At 72.0% G+C, this 15,990-nt stretch carries 12 protein-coding genes; 7 read left to right on the top strand and 5 right to left on the bottom strand.

Translation table 11 applies throughout. The features are described from left to right. The first annotated feature begins 153 nt into the window (after nt 1-153). The 3 genes from ADL05_RS08925 to ADL05_RS30405 all read left to right on the top strand — a co-directional run bounded on the left by ADL05_RS08925 (nt 154) and on the right by ADL05_RS30405 (nt 1,889). Nucleotides 154-417 carry a WhiB family transcriptional regulator gene (locus ADL05_RS08925; protein ID WP_053616404.1) on the top strand — a complete coding sequence of 88 codons (264 nt, stop codon included), beginning with the start codon at nt 154-156 and terminating at the stop codon, nt 415-417. 113 nt (nt 418-530) lie between these two features. Continuing rightward, a complete protein-coding gene (locus ADL05_RS30410; protein ID WP_369800913.1) occupies nt 531-1,208 on the top strand; it encodes a copper resistance protein in 678 nt (225 codons plus the stop codon). A 66-nt stretch (nt 1,209-1,274) separates the two neighbouring features. Next, nucleotides 1,275-1,889, top strand: coding sequence for a copper resistance CopC family protein (locus tag ADL05_RS30405; protein ID WP_231640669.1), 615 nt, complete (start codon nt 1,275-1,277; stop codon nt 1,887-1,889). Between the two features lie 436 nt (nt 1,890-2,325). Here the strand turns inward: ADL05_RS30405 and ADL05_RS08910 are convergent, their stop codons facing one another. Further along, nucleotides 2,326-3,087, bottom strand: coding sequence for a PP2C family serine/threonine-protein phosphatase (locus ADL05_RS08910; RefSeq protein WP_053616403.1), 762 nt, complete (start codon nt 3,085-3,087; stop codon nt 2,326-2,328). An 883-nt stretch (nt 3,088-3,970) separates the two neighbouring features. On the opposite strand from ADL05_RS08910, the gene ADL05_RS08905 reads away from it, so the two are divergent. From ADL05_RS08905 to ADL05_RS08895, 3 genes are all read left to right on the top strand, one after another. Next, nucleotides 3,971-5,248: a glycosyltransferase gene (locus tag ADL05_RS08905; protein ID WP_053616402.1), complete on the top strand. Its 1,278-nt coding sequence runs from the start codon at nt 3,971-3,973 to the stop codon at nt 5,246-5,248. Between the two features lie 149 nt (nt 5,249-5,397). Further along, nucleotides 5,398-6,318, top strand: a complete 921-nt coding sequence (locus tag ADL05_RS08900; RefSeq protein WP_053616401.1) for an anti-sigma factor RsbA family regulatory protein — start codon at nt 5,398-5,400, stop codon at nt 6,316-6,318. Between the two features lie 250 nt (nt 6,319-6,568). Next, complete coding sequence (locus ADL05_RS08895; protein ID WP_053616400.1) at nt 6,569-7,837, top strand: aminotransferase class I/II-fold pyridoxal phosphate-dependent enzyme; 1,269 nt, start codon at nt 6,569-6,571, stop codon at nt 7,835-7,837. A gap of 68 nt (nt 7,838-7,905) precedes the next feature. Here the strand turns inward: ADL05_RS08895 and ADL05_RS08890 are convergent, their stop codons facing one another. Next, the gene (locus ADL05_RS08890; protein ID WP_053616399.1) at nt 7,906-8,268 is read right to left on the bottom strand and encodes an STAS domain-containing protein; all 363 of its coding nucleotides are present in this window, start codon (nt 8,266-8,268) and stop codon (nt 7,906-7,908) included. Between the two features lie 92 nt (nt 8,269-8,360). Further along, entirely contained in the window at nt 8,361-9,134 is a 774-nt protein-coding gene (locus ADL05_RS08885) for an ANTAR domain-containing response regulator (RefSeq protein ID WP_053616398.1), read from the bottom strand. A gap of 330 nt (nt 9,135-9,464) precedes the next feature. Here ADL05_RS08885 and ADL05_RS08880 point away from each other — a divergent pair, with 330 nt between their 5' ends. Beyond that, a complete protein-coding gene (locus tag ADL05_RS08880; RefSeq protein WP_053616397.1) occupies nt 9,465-10,634 on the top strand; it encodes a GAF domain-containing protein in 1,170 nt (389 codons plus the stop codon). Between the two features lie 282 nt (nt 10,635-10,916). Here ADL05_RS08880 and ADL05_RS08875 read toward each other — a convergent pair whose 3' ends face one another. Next, nucleotides 10,917-11,552: a two-component system response regulator gene (locus ADL05_RS08875; protein ID WP_053616396.1), complete on the bottom strand. Its 636-nt coding sequence runs from the start codon at nt 11,550-11,552 to the stop codon at nt 10,917-10,919. Between the two features lie 5 nt (nt 11,553-11,557). Then, the gene (locus ADL05_RS08870) at nt 11,558-15,907 is read right to left on the bottom strand and encodes a HAMP domain-containing protein (protein ID WP_053616395.1); all 4,350 of its coding nucleotides are present in this window, start codon (nt 15,905-15,907) and stop codon (nt 11,558-11,560) included. Nucleotides 15,908-15,990: the final 83 nt, after the last annotated feature.

Below are 15,990 nucleotides of genomic sequence, written 5' to 3'. Positions count from 1 at the left end.
GTAGTACTACACTTGGTCGCATCGCGTCGCCGCAGTCCAGCCGGGTCGATCACCTCTGGCCGGTGACGGGAGCGCGAGCTTCGCTGACCCCGCCGTGGGAGACACGGTGCGGGCCGCTGGCCACGGACCACAAGCCACGGATCGGAGGCGCCCGTGAACCGCCTGTACCACGAGAGCGAGGACTGGGTCGAGCAGGGCAACTGCCGTTCGTACGACCCGGAGATCTTCTTTCCGGTGAGCAGCACCGGGATCGGGCGCGTCGACACCGAGCAGGCCGTCGCCGTCTGCCGCAGTTGTACTGTTCGCCAAGAGTGCCTGCGGTGGGCCCTGAGGGCCGGAGAGGCGCATGGCGTCTGGGGTGGCACCACCCCCGAGCAGCGCCGCTACATGCGGCGTGAACTGGTTCCGGCCTCCTGAGGCGTCGGTCGGGGCGCGAGCCCGGGGCCGTCGGGATCGCGGACGACCGCGCCCGGCGGCCCTTCCGCGTTCGTGCCTTGCGACCGGCCGTGGCACCGCTTAGGTTCGGTCACGTGGACCCTGCCTGCCCGTCACCCGCCATCGCCCGTCGGGGGCGCTCCCCGCAGGAACGGGCTACCACCCCCAACGGACACCAACGGCTCAGCCCTGCCTCCATCGCGCCGGCGCACGGCCCGCTCCGCCTGGTGCGCACGGCGTTCCTCGCCGGGGCGTGCACCGGCCTGAGCTGGGCGGGGCACCAGCTGTGGGCGGGCGGGGCGTCGGACGGCGGTGGATTCCTCCTCGCCACGGCGGTCCTGACGCCCGTGCTGTGGCACTTCACCCGGATCATGCGGAGCTTCGGCGAGGTCTTCGCCGTGCTGGCCCCGGTCCAGATCGTGCTGCACCTGGCCATGCAGGGGGCGGGCGGCACGGGTTCGGCGTTCGCCGGGACCGGCCACTCCGGGCACGGGCTGCTCACCCACGCGCTCGGGCTCTCCCCCGGGATGCTCCTGGCCCACCTGTGGGCCGCGCTGCTGGCCTCGGCGCTGCTCGCGCACGGCGAGTCGGCCCTGTGGTCCCTGGCCGTGCTCCTGGCACGCGCGCTGCCGCCGCTGCTGCGCGCGTCCCGTCCGTCGCCGCACGCGCGGGCGTGCGCGGTGAACGGGCCGACCGGCTCCCGTCCGCGGTGGGCCCCGGTCCGGGCGCACGGCCCGCGGGGTCCTCCCGGTTCGCTCCTCACCGCCACCTGAGGACCCGGGCCGCGCGCGCCGACGCCGCGGACCGGACGCGAACCGCATCCGACCCTGAGAGAGACCATGACCATCCTGCGCAGAGCGGCCTCGGCCGCACTGATCCCCTTCACAGCGGCCGCCGTCGTCCTGGCGCCCGCTCCCGCCATGGCGCACGACGTGCTGACCGGTTCCTCGCCGGAGGACGGCGACACCGTGGACACGGTGCCCGAGGAGGTCGTTCTGACCTTCAACAACCCGCCGATGGAGAGCCCCGAGGCCAGTGCCATCGTGGTGACCGGCCCCGACGGCGAGGAGTACCAGGACGGCGCCCTGGTGTTCGACGGCACCGACGTGTCCGTCCCGCTGCTGCCGATCATGGACAGCGGCGACTACACGCTCGCCTTCCAGGTCGTCTCCTCCGACGGCCACCCCATCCAGGACTCGCTGGAGTTCACGGTCTCGGAGGAGGCGGCGGCCGCCGCGGCCCCGGAGGAGACCGAGGAGCCGGCCGAGGAGGAGGCTCCGGCGGACGAGGCCGGAGAGGAGACCGCCGACCCGTCGCCGGCCGCCTCGACCGAGGCGGAGGAGGGCGCCCTGTCCGTGGCCGCGCTCGTGGTCGTCGGCCTGGTCGCGCTCGCCGGGATCGGCGCGGTCGTGCTGGTGGCGGTCCGCCTGCGCAACCGCCCCGGCGGATCCTGACGACCCGTGCCGGCGCCTCCCGGTGACGGGACCGCCGGGACGGCACTGAGGCCCGGACACGTCACCGTGTCCGGGCCTCAGTGCCGACGGCCGTGCTCGTGGGTGCCCCGGGCCGTAACGGTCCCGCTCACCGTGGCCGCAGGGGGTTGGTCGGGCCGAAGCGAGGAACGAGCGGAGGCCCAAGGCAAACACAAGTGAGGGCGCCGACGGGGTCCTGGAGGACCTGGAGGTGCACTCCCGAGGAACGAGGGCGTGCACCGGAAGGACCGAAGGCCCCGTCTACCGGGCGCCCCGGCCGAAGCGAGGAACGAGCGGAGGCCCAAGGCAAACACAAGTGAGGGCGCCGACGGGGCCTGGAGGGCCTGGAGGTGCGCTCCCGAGGAACGAGGGCGTGCACCGGAAGGACCGAAGGCCCCGTCTACCGGGCGCCCGAGCCTCAGACGCGCCGAGCCAGCAGGATGCTGATGTTGTCCTTGCCGCCCGCCTCCATGGCGGCCTGCCACAGGGCGTGGACGGCGGCCTCGTCGCTGCCCGCCTCGGCGATCATCCGCTCCATCTCCTCGGGCAGGACCAGGTCCGACAGGCCGTCGCTGCACATGAGCCAGGCGCTGGGGTCGGCGGCCTCGTCACGGCCCACGTGCGGGACCATCGAGCCGCCGGAGCTGCCGCCCAGGGACTGGGTGATGAAGTTCGTGGTGACGGGGCGCCCGTCCTCCGACGGCGGCAGGGCCGGGGAGTCGTCCTCGGAGAGCTGGCGCAGGCGCCGGCCCTCCAGGCGGTAGGTCCGCGAGTCGCCGACGTTGAACCAGAAGTTGCCGTCGTTGTTGAGCAGGACCCCCGCGACCGTGGTCCCCATCCCGGAGAACTCGGTGTGCTGGGTGGCGTGGTCCTTGATCTCCTCGTCGATGTTGCTCAGCAGCTGGGCGATCTCCTCGGGGCCGTTCAGCCTCGGCCCCATCTCGGCCATCCGGTGCACCGCGTGCTCCGAGGCGATCTCGCCCGCGGCCTGGCCTCCGATGCCGTCGGCGACGGCGAGGATGACGGGCTCGCCCACTGGCAGGACACAGCGCACCGGCGACGTCATGTTCGCACTGGCCACGGTCAGGGCACCCATGACGACGGCGTCCTCGTTGGCGGGGCGGATAGCGCCCCGGTGCGTGAGGGCCGTGACAATGACTTCCCCACCAGCGACACCCATACGCCCTTCCTCCCGTTTCGTCGGCCGTGGCCGGTCGCCCGGCGCGTGCGGCCGGACCTTGGTCGAGTCCCGTTCAACGTCTGGATTCTGTAACCGTACCGAGCCACCGCAGGAGTCGGTCAAAATCCGCGTACATCATGGCGGAAAACACCCGGATACGCAGTTCCAGGCCCACTTCCGGCCATCGAAAGCGCTGTGTCGGGCATGTGCGGAGCGCCCGTGGCGGTCCCGCGTCCGGGTCTGACACTAGCGGTGTTGGAACCGAGCCGACAGTGCCCGCCACAAGGTGGGACGAACGCGCGGGTCCCGGGGTTCTCGGGTCTTTTCGGACGGCACCGAAGGGGTCTTCCGCGCGGGCGCCCTGAGCACAGGAGCCCCGCCGATGCCCCCGTCATGCGCTTTTCAGGACCTTCGACCCGTGTCGGGCGCCCGCACGGCGTTGTCGGGTTCCGAAGCGTCTGGCAGAATGGGTCCCGTTGGGTGTCTAAGACGCAGACACACACGACCGCCCCGCGCGCGGCCCCTCGGGCCCGGCGGTGGCCTCGGTTCTCTCCTCGACCGGTCGTTTGGTGTGGTCTCCTTGCGTCTTCCCCTTCCTTCCCTTCTCACTCCGCCTCCGGGCCACCGTGTGCACCGCTCGCGCACGGCGCTCCGTGCTGCCCTGCGTTCGCCGCCCGGCACCGCGCCCGCCCCGCGGGGCCACCCGCCCCCTCACTGACCGCGAACCGTCCTCTCCTTCCGGCCGTGCCCCCGCCCCGTGGCGTCCCCGACTCCGGACGGCGCCGCGCTCCCTGTACCGCCCGCAAGGATTCCGTCCCCGCTCAGGAGTCCCTTCGGGCCCACCCACGACGGACACGGTGATGTGTCCAAGGAGTCCAGTCCAGTGAAGATCGCCATGGTCGCCGAACACGCCAACCCCCTCCCCGCGCACCGCGGTGAGCCGGCCTGCCCCGCGAGCCTGCACGTGTGCGCGCTGTCCCGACAGCTCGCCAAACGCGGCCACAAGGTCACCGTGTACGCGCGCCGCAGCTCGCCCGACCAGCCGGACGGCAGGACCCGGATGGCGCGCGGCGTCTCCGTCACCTACCTCGACGCGGGCCCCGGGCGCCCGCTCACGGGCGACGAGCAGACCGAGCACACCGGCGACTTCGGCACCGCCCTGGCCCGTGCCCTGGACGAGGACGTCCCGGACGTGCTGCACGCCGTCGGGTGGACCAGCGGGCTGGCCGCCCTGCACGCGCAGGCGCACACCGGCCGGGACCACGCTGCCACGCCCATCGTCCAGACCTTCCACTCGCTCAACGCGAGCGAGCAGCGCTCCGGGCTCGCCCACCGGCCCGACCGCGCCCGGATGGAGTCGGTCCTGGCCTCGCGGGTGGACCACGTCCTGGTCAACTCCACCGACCAGCAGGGCGAGCTGGCCCGGCTCGGGGTCCCGCGCCAGCAGGTCAGCGTCGTCCCCTTCGGCGTGGACACCGACCACTTCAGCGTGGAGGGCAGCGCCTCCAGTGAGCACTGGCAGTCGCGCCGCGAGGAGCGCCCCCGCCTGGTGTCGGTCACGTCCCTGACCGAGGCTGGCGGCGCCGACCGCCTGATCGAGGCCATGACCCGGCTGCCCGAGGCCGAACTGCTGCTCGTCTCCACCGCCGAGGACATCGACGTCGCCCTGGACGAGAACGCCCGGCGCGTGGAGCTGCTGGCCAAGGAGGCCGGGGTGGACGACCGCGTGCACCTCACCGGCCCCGTGGACCGCAAGGAGCTGCCCCGCCTGCTCCGCTCCGCGCACGTCTACGTGTCCGCCGCCTCCTACGACCCCTACGGCGGCGCCGTGCTGGAGGCCATGGCCTGCGGGCTGCCCGTGGTGGCGACCGCCACCGGCGCGGTCCCCGGCGCCGTCCTGCACCGCACCAGCGGCGTGCTGATCCGCTTCGGGCGCCCCGAGGAGGTCGCGCGCGCCGTCCGCGCGGTGCTGCACACGCCCACCATGAGCTCCGCCTACGGCATCGCCGCCGTGGACCGTGCCCGCTCGCGGTTCACCTGGCAGCGCATCGCCGTCGAGACCGAGATCGCCTACCAGCGGTCCCGGCCCCAGCAGGCCGAGCGCGAGGACGACGAGGAGGACGAGGTGGACGGCCTCCTGCTGTCCGGAGCCTCGCACTGAACCGTGTCAGCGCACCGTCCGCGTACGCGTTCCCGGTCCCGGGGCATCCTTTCCCCGAGACCGGGAACAATACGGGTACATCCCGGACGCCGGAGGGACCGCCGAGTCGCCCCGGCGGCCCCGTGCACGGCGCAGCTCATCACCGAACGATGACCTTCGATCACCAGGGACTGCTCTTCCGCCGCGACCGGCAGTTCCACGAGGTGGCCCGAGAGCGGCTGCGCTCCGCGCTACGCGAAAACGCCCACACCGTCCTGGCGGTGGACGACCGGCGCGCCGCCGAGGTGACCGCCGGTCTGGAGCACGCCGAGCGCGCGCGGGTGCACGTCACGGCCCCCGACCGGCTCTACGACGCCCCGGGGCGTGCCCTGGCCGCACTGCACCGCCTGGCGTTCGCGCACGACCCCGCGCCCGTGGTCGTGGTCGCCGAGCCCCCACTGCCCTCCGGAGCCTCCATGGAGTTCCGCGAGTGGATGCGCCTGGAGTCCGTCCTGTGCACCGCTCTGGCACCGATGCGGCTCCGGCTGCTGTGCGCCTACGACGACCGCGGCCTGGCACCGCGCGTCAGGGCCGCGCTCCGGGCCACACACCCCGCCATGGTCGGTGCGGACGGGCCCGCCGCCAACCCGGGATACCTGGGCACGGAGGCGTTCGGCTCACGGCCGACCGAGCCCGAGCCCCTGCCCGTCACCGGCCCGGTGCACCGCCTGGACATCGGGATGTCGCTGCCGAGGCTGCGGCGGGAGCTGACGTCGCTGGGCGCGGCCGTCGGCCTGCCGGCGGACCGCGTGGACAGCCTGGTCGTGGCCGTGAACGAGCTGGCCGCCAACGTGCTGGAGCACGGGGCGGGCAAGGGCACGGTGAGCGTCTGGCGGGCACCGGGGCGGTGGGTGTGCGACGTGTTCGACGAGGGCGGCGGTCTCGCGGACCCGCTCACCGGCTACCGGCCGGCCGACACCATGCGCCCGCGCGGCTACGGCCTGTGGATCACCCGCCAGAGCTGCGACTTCCTGGAGATCTGCGGTGACGCCGACGGTTCGCTGGTGCGCCTGCACTTCCTGGACCGCTGAGCGCGCGCCCCCGGGCCCGCCCGGACGCCGACCACCGGGCCGCGCCACGCGGCGACCCTCGGTATCCTCGGCAAACGTCCGCCGACCGGCTTCCAGGCCCCTGGGAGTCGTGCGAGGGGCGCACAGGAGTCCGCAGGAGGAGCCGTCGCCGCGGCGAGGAACGCGCATGGCGGGGCGACGACGAGGAACCCGGCGCGCCCGACCCCCGTCGCGGGCTTGCGAGCGCGCGAACAACACAGGAGGAAACACGATGACCACCCAGCTGAGCGACGACTCCCTGCCCGGGCTCCTCGACCAGGCTCGGCGCGACTACAAGGATCTCGCGGGCCAGGGCCTCAAGCTCGACCTGACCCGCGGCAAGCCCGCGCCCGAGCAGCTCGACCTGTCCGAGGAACTGCTCGGCCTGCCCGGCGGCCACACCGCCGCCGACGGCACCGACGTGCGCAACTACGGGGGCCTGCGCGGCCTGCCCGAGCTCCGCGCGATCTTCGCCGACGTGCTGCAGGTCCCGGCCGACCAGCTGCTGGCCGGGGGCAACTCCAGCCTGGAGATGATGCACGACTGCCTGGTGCACGCGCTGCTGAGCGTCATGCCGGGCGCCGAGTCGCGCTGGGTCGACCAGGAGCGGATCGTGTTCCTGTGCCCGGTGCCCGGCTACGACCGGCACTTCGCGCTGTGCGAGCGCTTCGGCATCGAGATGGTCGCGGTCCCCATGGACGACTCCGGGCCCGACATGGACGTCGTGGAGCGCCTGGTCGCCGAGGACGCGGCGGTCAAGGGCATCTGGTGCGTGCCGAAGTACAGCAACCCCAGCGGTGTCAGCTACGGCGACGAGACCGTGGCGCGGCTGGCCCGGATGGAGACCGCCGCCCCCGACTTCCGGATCTTCTGGGACAACGCCTACGCCGCGCACCACCTCACCGACGAGCCGGTCGAGATCGCCGACCTGCTGGCCGCGTGCGCCAAGAGCGGGAACCCGGACCGGGCGTTCGTGTTCGGCTCCACCTCCAAGGTCACCTTCGCCGGTGCGGGCGTCGGCTTCTTCGGCTCCTCCGCGGCCAACGTGGACTGGCTGACCGCCAACAACTCCAAGCGCTCGATCGGCCCCGACAAGGTCAACCAGCTGCGCCACCTGGAGTTCCTGCGGGACGCGGACGGCGTGCGCGCGCACATGGAGCGCCAGCGCGCGCTGCTGGCGCCCAAGTTCGCGGCCGTGCAGCGGATCCTGTCCGAGGAGCTCGGCGGCACCGGCCTGGCCACGTGGACCGACCCCGACGGCGGCTACTTCGTCACCCTGGAGGTCGTCGAGGGCTGCGCCGGGGAGGTCGTGCGCCGCGCGGCCGAGGCGGGCATCAAGCTGACCCCGGCCGGGGCGACGCACCCCTACGGCGACGACCCGCGCGACGCCACGATCCGCATCGCGCCGAGCTTCCCCGGCCTGGCCGAGCTGGAGCGGGCGATGTACGGCCTCACGGTGTGCGTGCGCCTGGCCGGCTACGAGAAGGCCGTCGGCGCCTGATCCGCCGCGTTGTCAGGGGGCGCGTCCCGGGACCACCCGGGCCGCGCCCCCGCACGTGTCCGCGGGTGCTAGCCCTCGCGGGCGCCCTGGTCGCGCAGCGAGTCCACCGCGGCGCCGGTGCTCGGCAGGATCGGGATGACCTGGTCGATGCCGGCGATCACGAACAGCCGGTTCACCTGCTGCTGGGGCTCGGCGACGACCAGGCCCAGGCCCTGGTCGCGGGCGTGGCGGAAGGCGGCCACGAGCACGCCGATACAGCGGGAGTCGCAGAAGCCGACCTTGGCGAGGTCGACGACCACGCCCACGGGAAGCTCCTGCAGGACGCCCTCCAGGACCTCGGCCAGGGCGGGGGAGGTCACCGCGTCCATCTCCCCCACGGGGGTGACCACGACGACGCCATCCTCGCGGCGGGTCGAGATGTCTGTCGTCACGCTCGGTTCTCCTTGTCGACGGACGGCCCCTGACCACATCATCGCGGCACAGGGTCACGCTCGGGACTCGTCACGCAGGTTTGGCCGCGGGTTCATCGCCCGTCCGTCCCGGGACGGCGCATCCTCTGCTGCGGTCCAGTGTTCTCGGCCACGAGGTCGCGGGCCACGTCCACGACCTTCTTCCGGTTGCGCTGGGCCACCTCCCGCAGCGCGGTGAAGGCGGCGTCGGCGTCGCAGCCGCGGGCGTGCATGATGATCCCCTTGGCCTGGTCGATCACAGTACGCGCGGACATGGCCCGGCGCATGTGCGCGGTCTCGCGCGCGGCGTCGGCCTGGCGGCCCACGTTGTGCAGGGCCGCCGCGGCGTGCTCGGCGAGCAGCGCCGTGAGCGGCACCACGACGTCCTCGTCGAAGGCGTCGGCCCGGGACGAGTGGACGCCGAACGTGACGACGCGCCCGTCGCCCCGGCCCTCGCCCGGCAGTTCGCTCGGCACGGTGACCGAGGAGCGGTCGCCGCACTGGACCGCCATGCTCGTGTACCGCGGCCAGCGGTGCTCGCGCAGGACGTCGCCGACCCTGACCTGGCGCATCTCGCGCACGGCCTCCACGGTCGGCCCCTGGTCGCTGGTGTACTGGTGCTCCAGGGCGGTGGACAGGTCGGCGTGGGAGGCACCGTAGTCGGCCACCACGTGCCGCACGGAGCCGTCGGGGCCCTCGACCTCGCGCCAGACGACCACGAGCGCGGCCGAGCACCCGGGCACGCCCAGGGCGGCGGCGCGGCTCATCTGGTCCAGGGCGCGTTCGAGCGTGGTGCCCTCGCTCTGGCCCAACGCGCCGATGTCGCGGGCCAGGCGTTCGATCCACACCGTACGGCCTCCTTCCGCGTCAGGGCCTCCCGCCGGTCCGGTCCGGGAGTGCGCCGCCCTTCGGGCCGGACGTGAATCGTATCCGCCCCCGCGACCGGGCGCTGCTGCTCCGCGACGCTCCGGCACGCGCCCCGGCGGCACGCCCTCGCGTGATCCGGCGCAGCGGGCGAGGAGGAGGCCGGATCCCGGGGTGCTCCTCGGCGCCACCTCGGACGCCGGTCCGTCCGGACATCCACTAGCGTCGGGGGCGGGCACCGGGACAACGGTGTCGTAGCGCCCCGCAGCGGGTACTGCCGAAGACGCCGTCGACGAAGACCGGGAGACCCGAGCGTGTCCGAGAACCTCGCCGGACTGCAGCGCGAGACCACTGCGCTCAGTGAACGCGTCGCCGCCCTGCGCAGTACGCACGCCATGTACCCCGACGACGCCCAGGGCACCGCCGAGGCCGCGCTCACGGAGCTGGAGTACGCCGAGCGCCTGCTCACCGACGCCGGCGCGGAACTGGCCCGGTCCTACAGCGAGCAGCCCGAGCCCCGGCGCCAGGGCGACGACGGCGACCGGGTCCTCCTGCGCGCCATGTTCGCCGAGCTCAGCGTCCCGGTGGTGCTCCTGGACCACGAGGGCTACATCCGCAGGATCAACAACGCCGGCGCGACCCAGCTGGGCAGCGCGCCCGGCTATCTCACGGGCAAGCCGTTCACGCACTTCGTCGACCTGCGCAAGCGCGCGGCGCTGCAGTCGTGGCTGGCGTCGGTCCTGCGCGGCGGCGGGTCCACGACCGTCCAGGCCCGGCTGGCCCAGCGCGGCTGGGCCGAGGACGTGCACCTGACGCTGACGCGCCTGGAGCTGCCGACCGAGCCGCACCCGCTCGTCCTGGTGGCGATGTCGCCACCGATGGGCGGGACCGACGAGGAGGGCCCCTCCCCCCTGGAGCCGGAGGTGGAGGACCAGGTGGTCGTGCTGGCCGCCCGACGGCTGGACGTGCTCACCCGGATGACCCGCCTGCTGCTGCGCGGCGCCGGTCCCAGCGGCGCCGGGGAGCCGCTCGCCCTGGCCGACGCCGCCGACCTGCTGGCCGACTCCTACGCCGACTGGGTGGTCGTGGACGTGTGCGACCTGCCCGGCGACCCGCAGGCGGCCCGCCGCGCCGGGGTGGCGGGCCCGGCGGACGCGCCCGCGGAGCTGCGCGAGGCGGTCTCGGCCGCGACGCCGGGCGAGGGCGACGTGCTCGGCGAGGTGCTGGGCCGGGGCCAGTCGCTGCTCTTCCCGCTGATCGAGGACGAGGGCGTGTTCGGCCACACCGCGTCCGGGGTGCCGCTGCTGGCGGCCCTGGGCGCCGGTTCGCTGCTGTCGGTACCGTTGCGGGGCAGCCGCGGTGTGCGCGGCGCGCTCACGCTGATCCGGCGCAGCGCCCGGGGCAGCTTCCGACTGGCCGATCTGGGCCTCATCGAGGAGATCGGCGAGCACATCGGCCTCGCCCTCCCGCCTCGGGCGCCCTGAAGACGGGGCCTTCGCGCCGGGTCCCTCGTCTTCGCTACCGCCTGAGGTGTGGCCTCACCATGCTGGTCCCCTGGTAGGGCGTTCTGCCTGCGGGGGTCCGGGGGGTTGGCTCGGGGTGCGCCAGTGTTCTGCAGGAGGAGACGGGGCCGCCAGCGAGCTCGCGAGCCAGGCAGGTCGACGACGAGGAACGCTGGGTCGAGCGCCCCGAGCACGGGCCGAAGCGAGGAACGAGCGGAGGCCCAAAGCAAACACAGCGGACCGGACGTGTGCCCGCCCGACCCCCTAGGCGGGGCCGTGCACGGTGTCGACGAGGGTGGAGAGCCGCGACACCGAGCTGTCCATCCGGCGCACGCCCTCCACCAGCGGCTGGTCAGTGTCCTGGTAGTGGGTCATGACGTGGTCCCGCAGCTCGGCGAGGTCGGACTGCACCTGCCGGGAGCGCTGCGAGAGCTGTTCGGCCAGCACCCGGCCGGGCTCGCCGGTCTCCTGCCCGAGGTCGCGCTGCAGGGCCCTGGCCTGCTCGCGCATCTGCGACTTGAGCTGGTGGAGCTCGACGAACACCTCCACCTTCGAGCGCAGCACCCAGGGGTCGAACGGCTTGAGCAGGAAGTCCACGGCGCGGGAGGCGTAGCCCCGGAAGACCTGGTGCCGGTCGATCTCCTGCGCGGTGAGGAAGATGATCGGCACGTCCTTGGTCTTGTCGCGCTGCTTGATGTGCGCGGCCGTCTCGAAACCGTCCATGCCGGGCATGACCACGTCGAGCAGGATGACGGCGAAGTCCGTGCCCAGCAGGTGCTTGAGCGCCTCCTCACCGGAGTTGGCCCGGACCAGGTTCTGGTCGAGGGACGTGAGCGCCGCCTCCAGCGCGATCAGGTTCTCGTCGCGGTCGTCGACGAGAAGGATGTTGGCCTTGGTCATGGTGATTAGTCCAGGTCTTCGGTCGGGGCGTCCGTTGCGCCATTGTGCCCGCTCGCGTCGGCCGATGACGCATCGGACCGGGCCTCGTCCGCCGCCGCGCCGGCGATGGTCTCCTCCCGGCCCGCGGTGAGCCAGCGTCGCATGACGTCCAGCAGGTGGTCCAGGTCGACCGGTTTGGTGACGTAGTCGGTCGCACCCGAGGCCAGGCTCCGCTCGCGGTCGCCCTGCATCGCCTTCGCGGTGAGCGAGATGATGGGCAGGTCGGCGAACTGCGGCATGTCCCGGATCTTGCGGGTGGTCTCGTTGCCGTCGAGCTCGGGCATCATCACGTCCATCAGGACGAGGGAGATGTCCTCGTTGGCCTCCAGGCGCTCGATGCCCGAGCGCCCGTTGTCGGCGTAGAGGACCTCCAGTCCCTGCGCCTCCAGCGCGCTGGTGAGCGCGAAGACGTTGCGCACGTCGTCGTCGACGATGAGGACCCGCCGACCCGTCAGCACGGCCCGGCGCTCGGGGTCGGGCCTGGCCTCGACGGTGTCGTGCTCCTCGCCGGGGTCGGTCGAGCCCTGAGCCGTCTCGGGTGCCTTGAGCACCGGCACCGTGGGCAGCGGCTCGTTGCCGAAGTCGGTGAGGGCGGCCACCGCCGCGTCGAAGTCCTCGTCCTGCATGTCGAAGCCGTCGCCGGCCGGGACGCGCTCGACGGCACGCGGCTGCGGCGTGTCGGTGACCTGCACGGGTTCGAGGCCGCTGGGCTCCTCGGCGCGCTCGGCCGCGTCGTCGGGCAGGCGTACCGGCAGCAGGAGCGTGAACGTCGATCCCTGGTTGGCGACGCTCTGGACACGGATCTCGCCGCCCAGCAGGCGGGCGAAGTTGCGGCTGATGGACAGCCCCAGCCCGGTCCCGCCGAACCGGCGCGAGGTGCCGCCGTCGCCCTGGTGGAAGGCCTCGAAGATCACCTGGAGCTTGTCCTCGGCGATCCCGATGCCGGTGTCGGCGACGGTGAACGCGATGACCTCCTCGTTCTCCACGAACATGTCGAGGTCGGCGTCGTCCAGCGCCCAGGCGGGCTCGATCAGGAGCCGGACCTCGCCCTGGGGCGTGAACTTCACCGCGTTGGAGAGCAGGTTGCGCAGTATCTGCTGGAGGCGCTGCTCGTCGGTCCACAGCGTGCCGGGGATGTCCGGGGACACGTCCACGGCGAAGGCCAGGCCCTGTTCGCCGGTGACCGGCCGGAACGTGGCCTCCACGTAGTCGACGAGCTGGGCGATGGACACCTCGCTGGGCTGCACCTCGGCGCGCCCGGCCTCCACCTTGGACAGGTCGAGGATCTCGTCGATGAGCAGCAGCAGGTCGCTGCCGGCCTTGTGGATGGTCTGGGCGAACTCGACCTGCTTCGGGGACAGGTTCTGTTCGCCGTTGTCGGCCAGGAGCCGGGCCAGGATCAGCAGGCTGTTGAGCGGCGTGCGCAGCTCGTGCGACATGTTCGCCAGGAACTCCGACTTGTACTTGGAGGAGACCTGGAGCTGGTGGGCGCGCTCCTCCAGGGCGTTCCTGGAGCGCTGGATCTGCTGGTTCTGGAGCTCGATGGCCCGGTTCTGGTTGGCGAGCTGGGTGGCCTTCTGGCGGAGCTCGGCGTTCTTGCCGCGCAGCTCCTCCTGTTGGCGCTGGAGCTCGTTGGACCGCTCGCGCAGCTGGCTGGCCAGCTGCTGGGACTGTTCGAGCAGGTGCTCGGTGCGGTTGTTGGCCAGGATGGTGTTGATCGTGGTGCCCAGCAGGGCCACGAGCTGGCGCAGGAAGTTCTTGTGGATCTCCCGGAACTCGCTGTAGGAGGCGAACTCGATGACGCCCAGCGAGCGCTCCTCGGAGACGATCGGCAGGATGTACAGGTTGCGGGGCTCGGCCTCGCCCAGCCCCGACTCCACCGTGACGTAGCCTGACGGGATGTTGCGGATGTGCTGCTCGACCTGCTGCTGCAGCGCCTCGCCCGCGACGCCGACGCCCTTGCGGATCCGGCGCCGGCCCTCGTCGGGCTCGAAGCCGAATCCGGCGTAGAGCCGGAAGACGTCCTGGTCGTCCTGGTCCTCGGGCAGGTAGCAGGCGCCGTGCTGGGCCTCCATGAGCGGTGTCACCTCGGTCATGATGAGGCGGGCCAGCTCGTGGAGGTCGCGGTGGCCCTGGATGTGGCCGGAGATGCGGGCCAGGTTGGACTTGAGCCAGTCGGCGTCGCGCTGGTCGGCGGTGGTCTCGCGCAGGTTGGACACCATCAGGTTGATGTTGTCCTTGAGCTGTTCCATCTCGCCGCGGGTGTCGACCTGGATGTTGCGGGTCAGGTCGCCCTTGGCGACCGCGTTGGCGACCTCGGCGATGGCGCGGACCTGTGTGGTGAGGTTGCCCGCCAGGCCGTTCACGCTGTCGGTCAGCTGCTTCCAGGTACCGGAGACGCCCTCGACCTTGGCCTGGCCGCCCAACTGCCCCTGGCTGCCCACCTCGTGGGCCACCCGGGTGACCTCGGTGGCGAAGGCCGACAGCTGGTCGACCATCGTGTTGACCGTCGTCTTCACCTCCAGGATCTCGCCCTGGGCGTTGACGTCGATCTTCTTGGTCAGGTCGCCCGCGGCGACCGCGGTGGTGACCTCGGAGATGTTGCGCACCTGCGTGGTGAGGTTGTGCGACATCGAGTTGACGTTCTCGGTGAGGTCGTTCCAGATCCCGGAGACGCCCTTGACGTTGGCGCGCCCGCCGAGCTTGCCCTCGGTACCGACCTCGCGGGCCACCCGGGTCACCTCGTCGGCGAACGCGGACAGCTGGTCCACCATGACGTTGATGGTGTCCTTGAGCTCCAGGATCTCGCCCTTGGCGTTGATCGTGACCTTCTTGGTCAGGTCGCCGGCGGCCACCGCGCGCGTGACCATGGAGATCTGCCGCACCTGGTAGGTCAGGTTGTTGGCCATGGAGTTGACGTTGTCGGTGAGGTCCTTCCACACGCCCGACACGTCGCGGACGTGGGCCTGCCCGGCCAGCTTGCCCTCGGTGCCCACCTCGCGGGCCACCCGGGTGACCTCGCTGGCGAAGGAGTCCAGCTGCTCGACCATCGTGTTGATGGTGTCCTTGAGGTCGAGCATCTCGCCCTGGGCGTCCACGGTGATCTTCTTGCTCAGGTCGCCCTTGGCGATCGCCGTGGTCACCTGCGAGATGTTGCGGACCTGGTAGGTGAGGCTGTTGGCCATGGAGTTGACGTTGTCGGTCAGGTCCTTCCAGATCCCCGACACGCCCTTGACGTTGGCGCGTCCGCCGAGCTTGCCCTCGGTACCGACCTCGCGGGCCACCCGGGTCACCTCGTCGGCCAGGGAGTCCAGCTGGTCCACCATCGTGTTGACGGTGTTCTTCAGGGCGAGCATCTCGCCCTGGACGTCGACCTCGACCTTGCGGGTGAGCTCGCCCCGCGCCACCGCGGTCGTCACCTGTGAGATGTCGCGCACCTGGTTGGTCAGGTTGTCGGCCATCGAGTTGACGTTCTCGGTGAGGTCCTTCCAGATGCCCCGGACCCCGCGGACGTTGGCGCGCCCGCCCAGCTTGCCCTCGGTGCCCACCTCGCGGGCCACGCGGGTCACCTCGTCACCGAAGGTGGAGAGCTGGTCCACCAGCGTGTTGACGGTGTCCTTGAGGTTGAGCATCTCACCCTGGACGTCGATGGTGATCTTCTTGCTCAGGTCGCCCTGGGCGATCGCCGTCGTCACCGCGGAGATGTCGCGCACCTGGTTGGTGAGGTTGTCCGCCATCGAGTTGACGTTCTCGGTGACCTCGCGCCAGGCGCCGGAGACGCCCTCGACCTTGGCGCTGCCGCCGAGCTTGCCCTCGGTACCCACCTCGCGGGCCACCCGGGTGACCTCCTCGGTGAAGCCGCTCATCTGGTCGGCCATCCGGTTCACCGTCGTGGCCAGCCGCAGCAGGTCGCCGTTGAGCCCGCCCCGGCGCCCCTCGGTGGAGGCCCTGCGGTTCAACTGGCCCTCGGCGACCGAGTCGAGGACCTGCGCGACGTCGGTCACGGGGTCGGCGACCTCGTCGAGGAGGTCGTTCAGCGCCTGCGCGCTCTTGCCCCACGCACCGCGTGCGGGGTTGACGCTGACCCGCTCGTTGAGCCGGCCCTCGTCGCGCACCACGTCGCCGACCCGCTGCAGGCCGCTGCTCAGCTGCTCGCTGTGGTCGACCACCTCGTTGAAGACCGAGGCGATCTCCCTGATGGTGCCGCTGCCCCGCTTGCGCAGGCGGACGCTGAAGTCGCCGTCCCGCATGCGGTACAGGGCGCGCAGAATCTCGTCGAGCTGTTCTTCGGCCACTTCCTGGACCGCCTCGGGCATCGAATCCCTCCACTGAAAGGTGTCGCTGACTTACACTAACCGCCCAGGAGGACGGGCACAGGTGGGTTGACCAAGCAGTCCTG

Origin of the sequence: Nocardiopsis sp. NRRL B-16309 (assembly GCF_001279585.1) — a bacterium.
Classification (GTDB): domain Bacteria; phylum Actinomycetota; class Actinomycetes; order Streptosporangiales; family Streptosporangiaceae; genus Nocardiopsis.
This window is presented reverse-complemented; position numbering and strand designations above follow the sequence as displayed.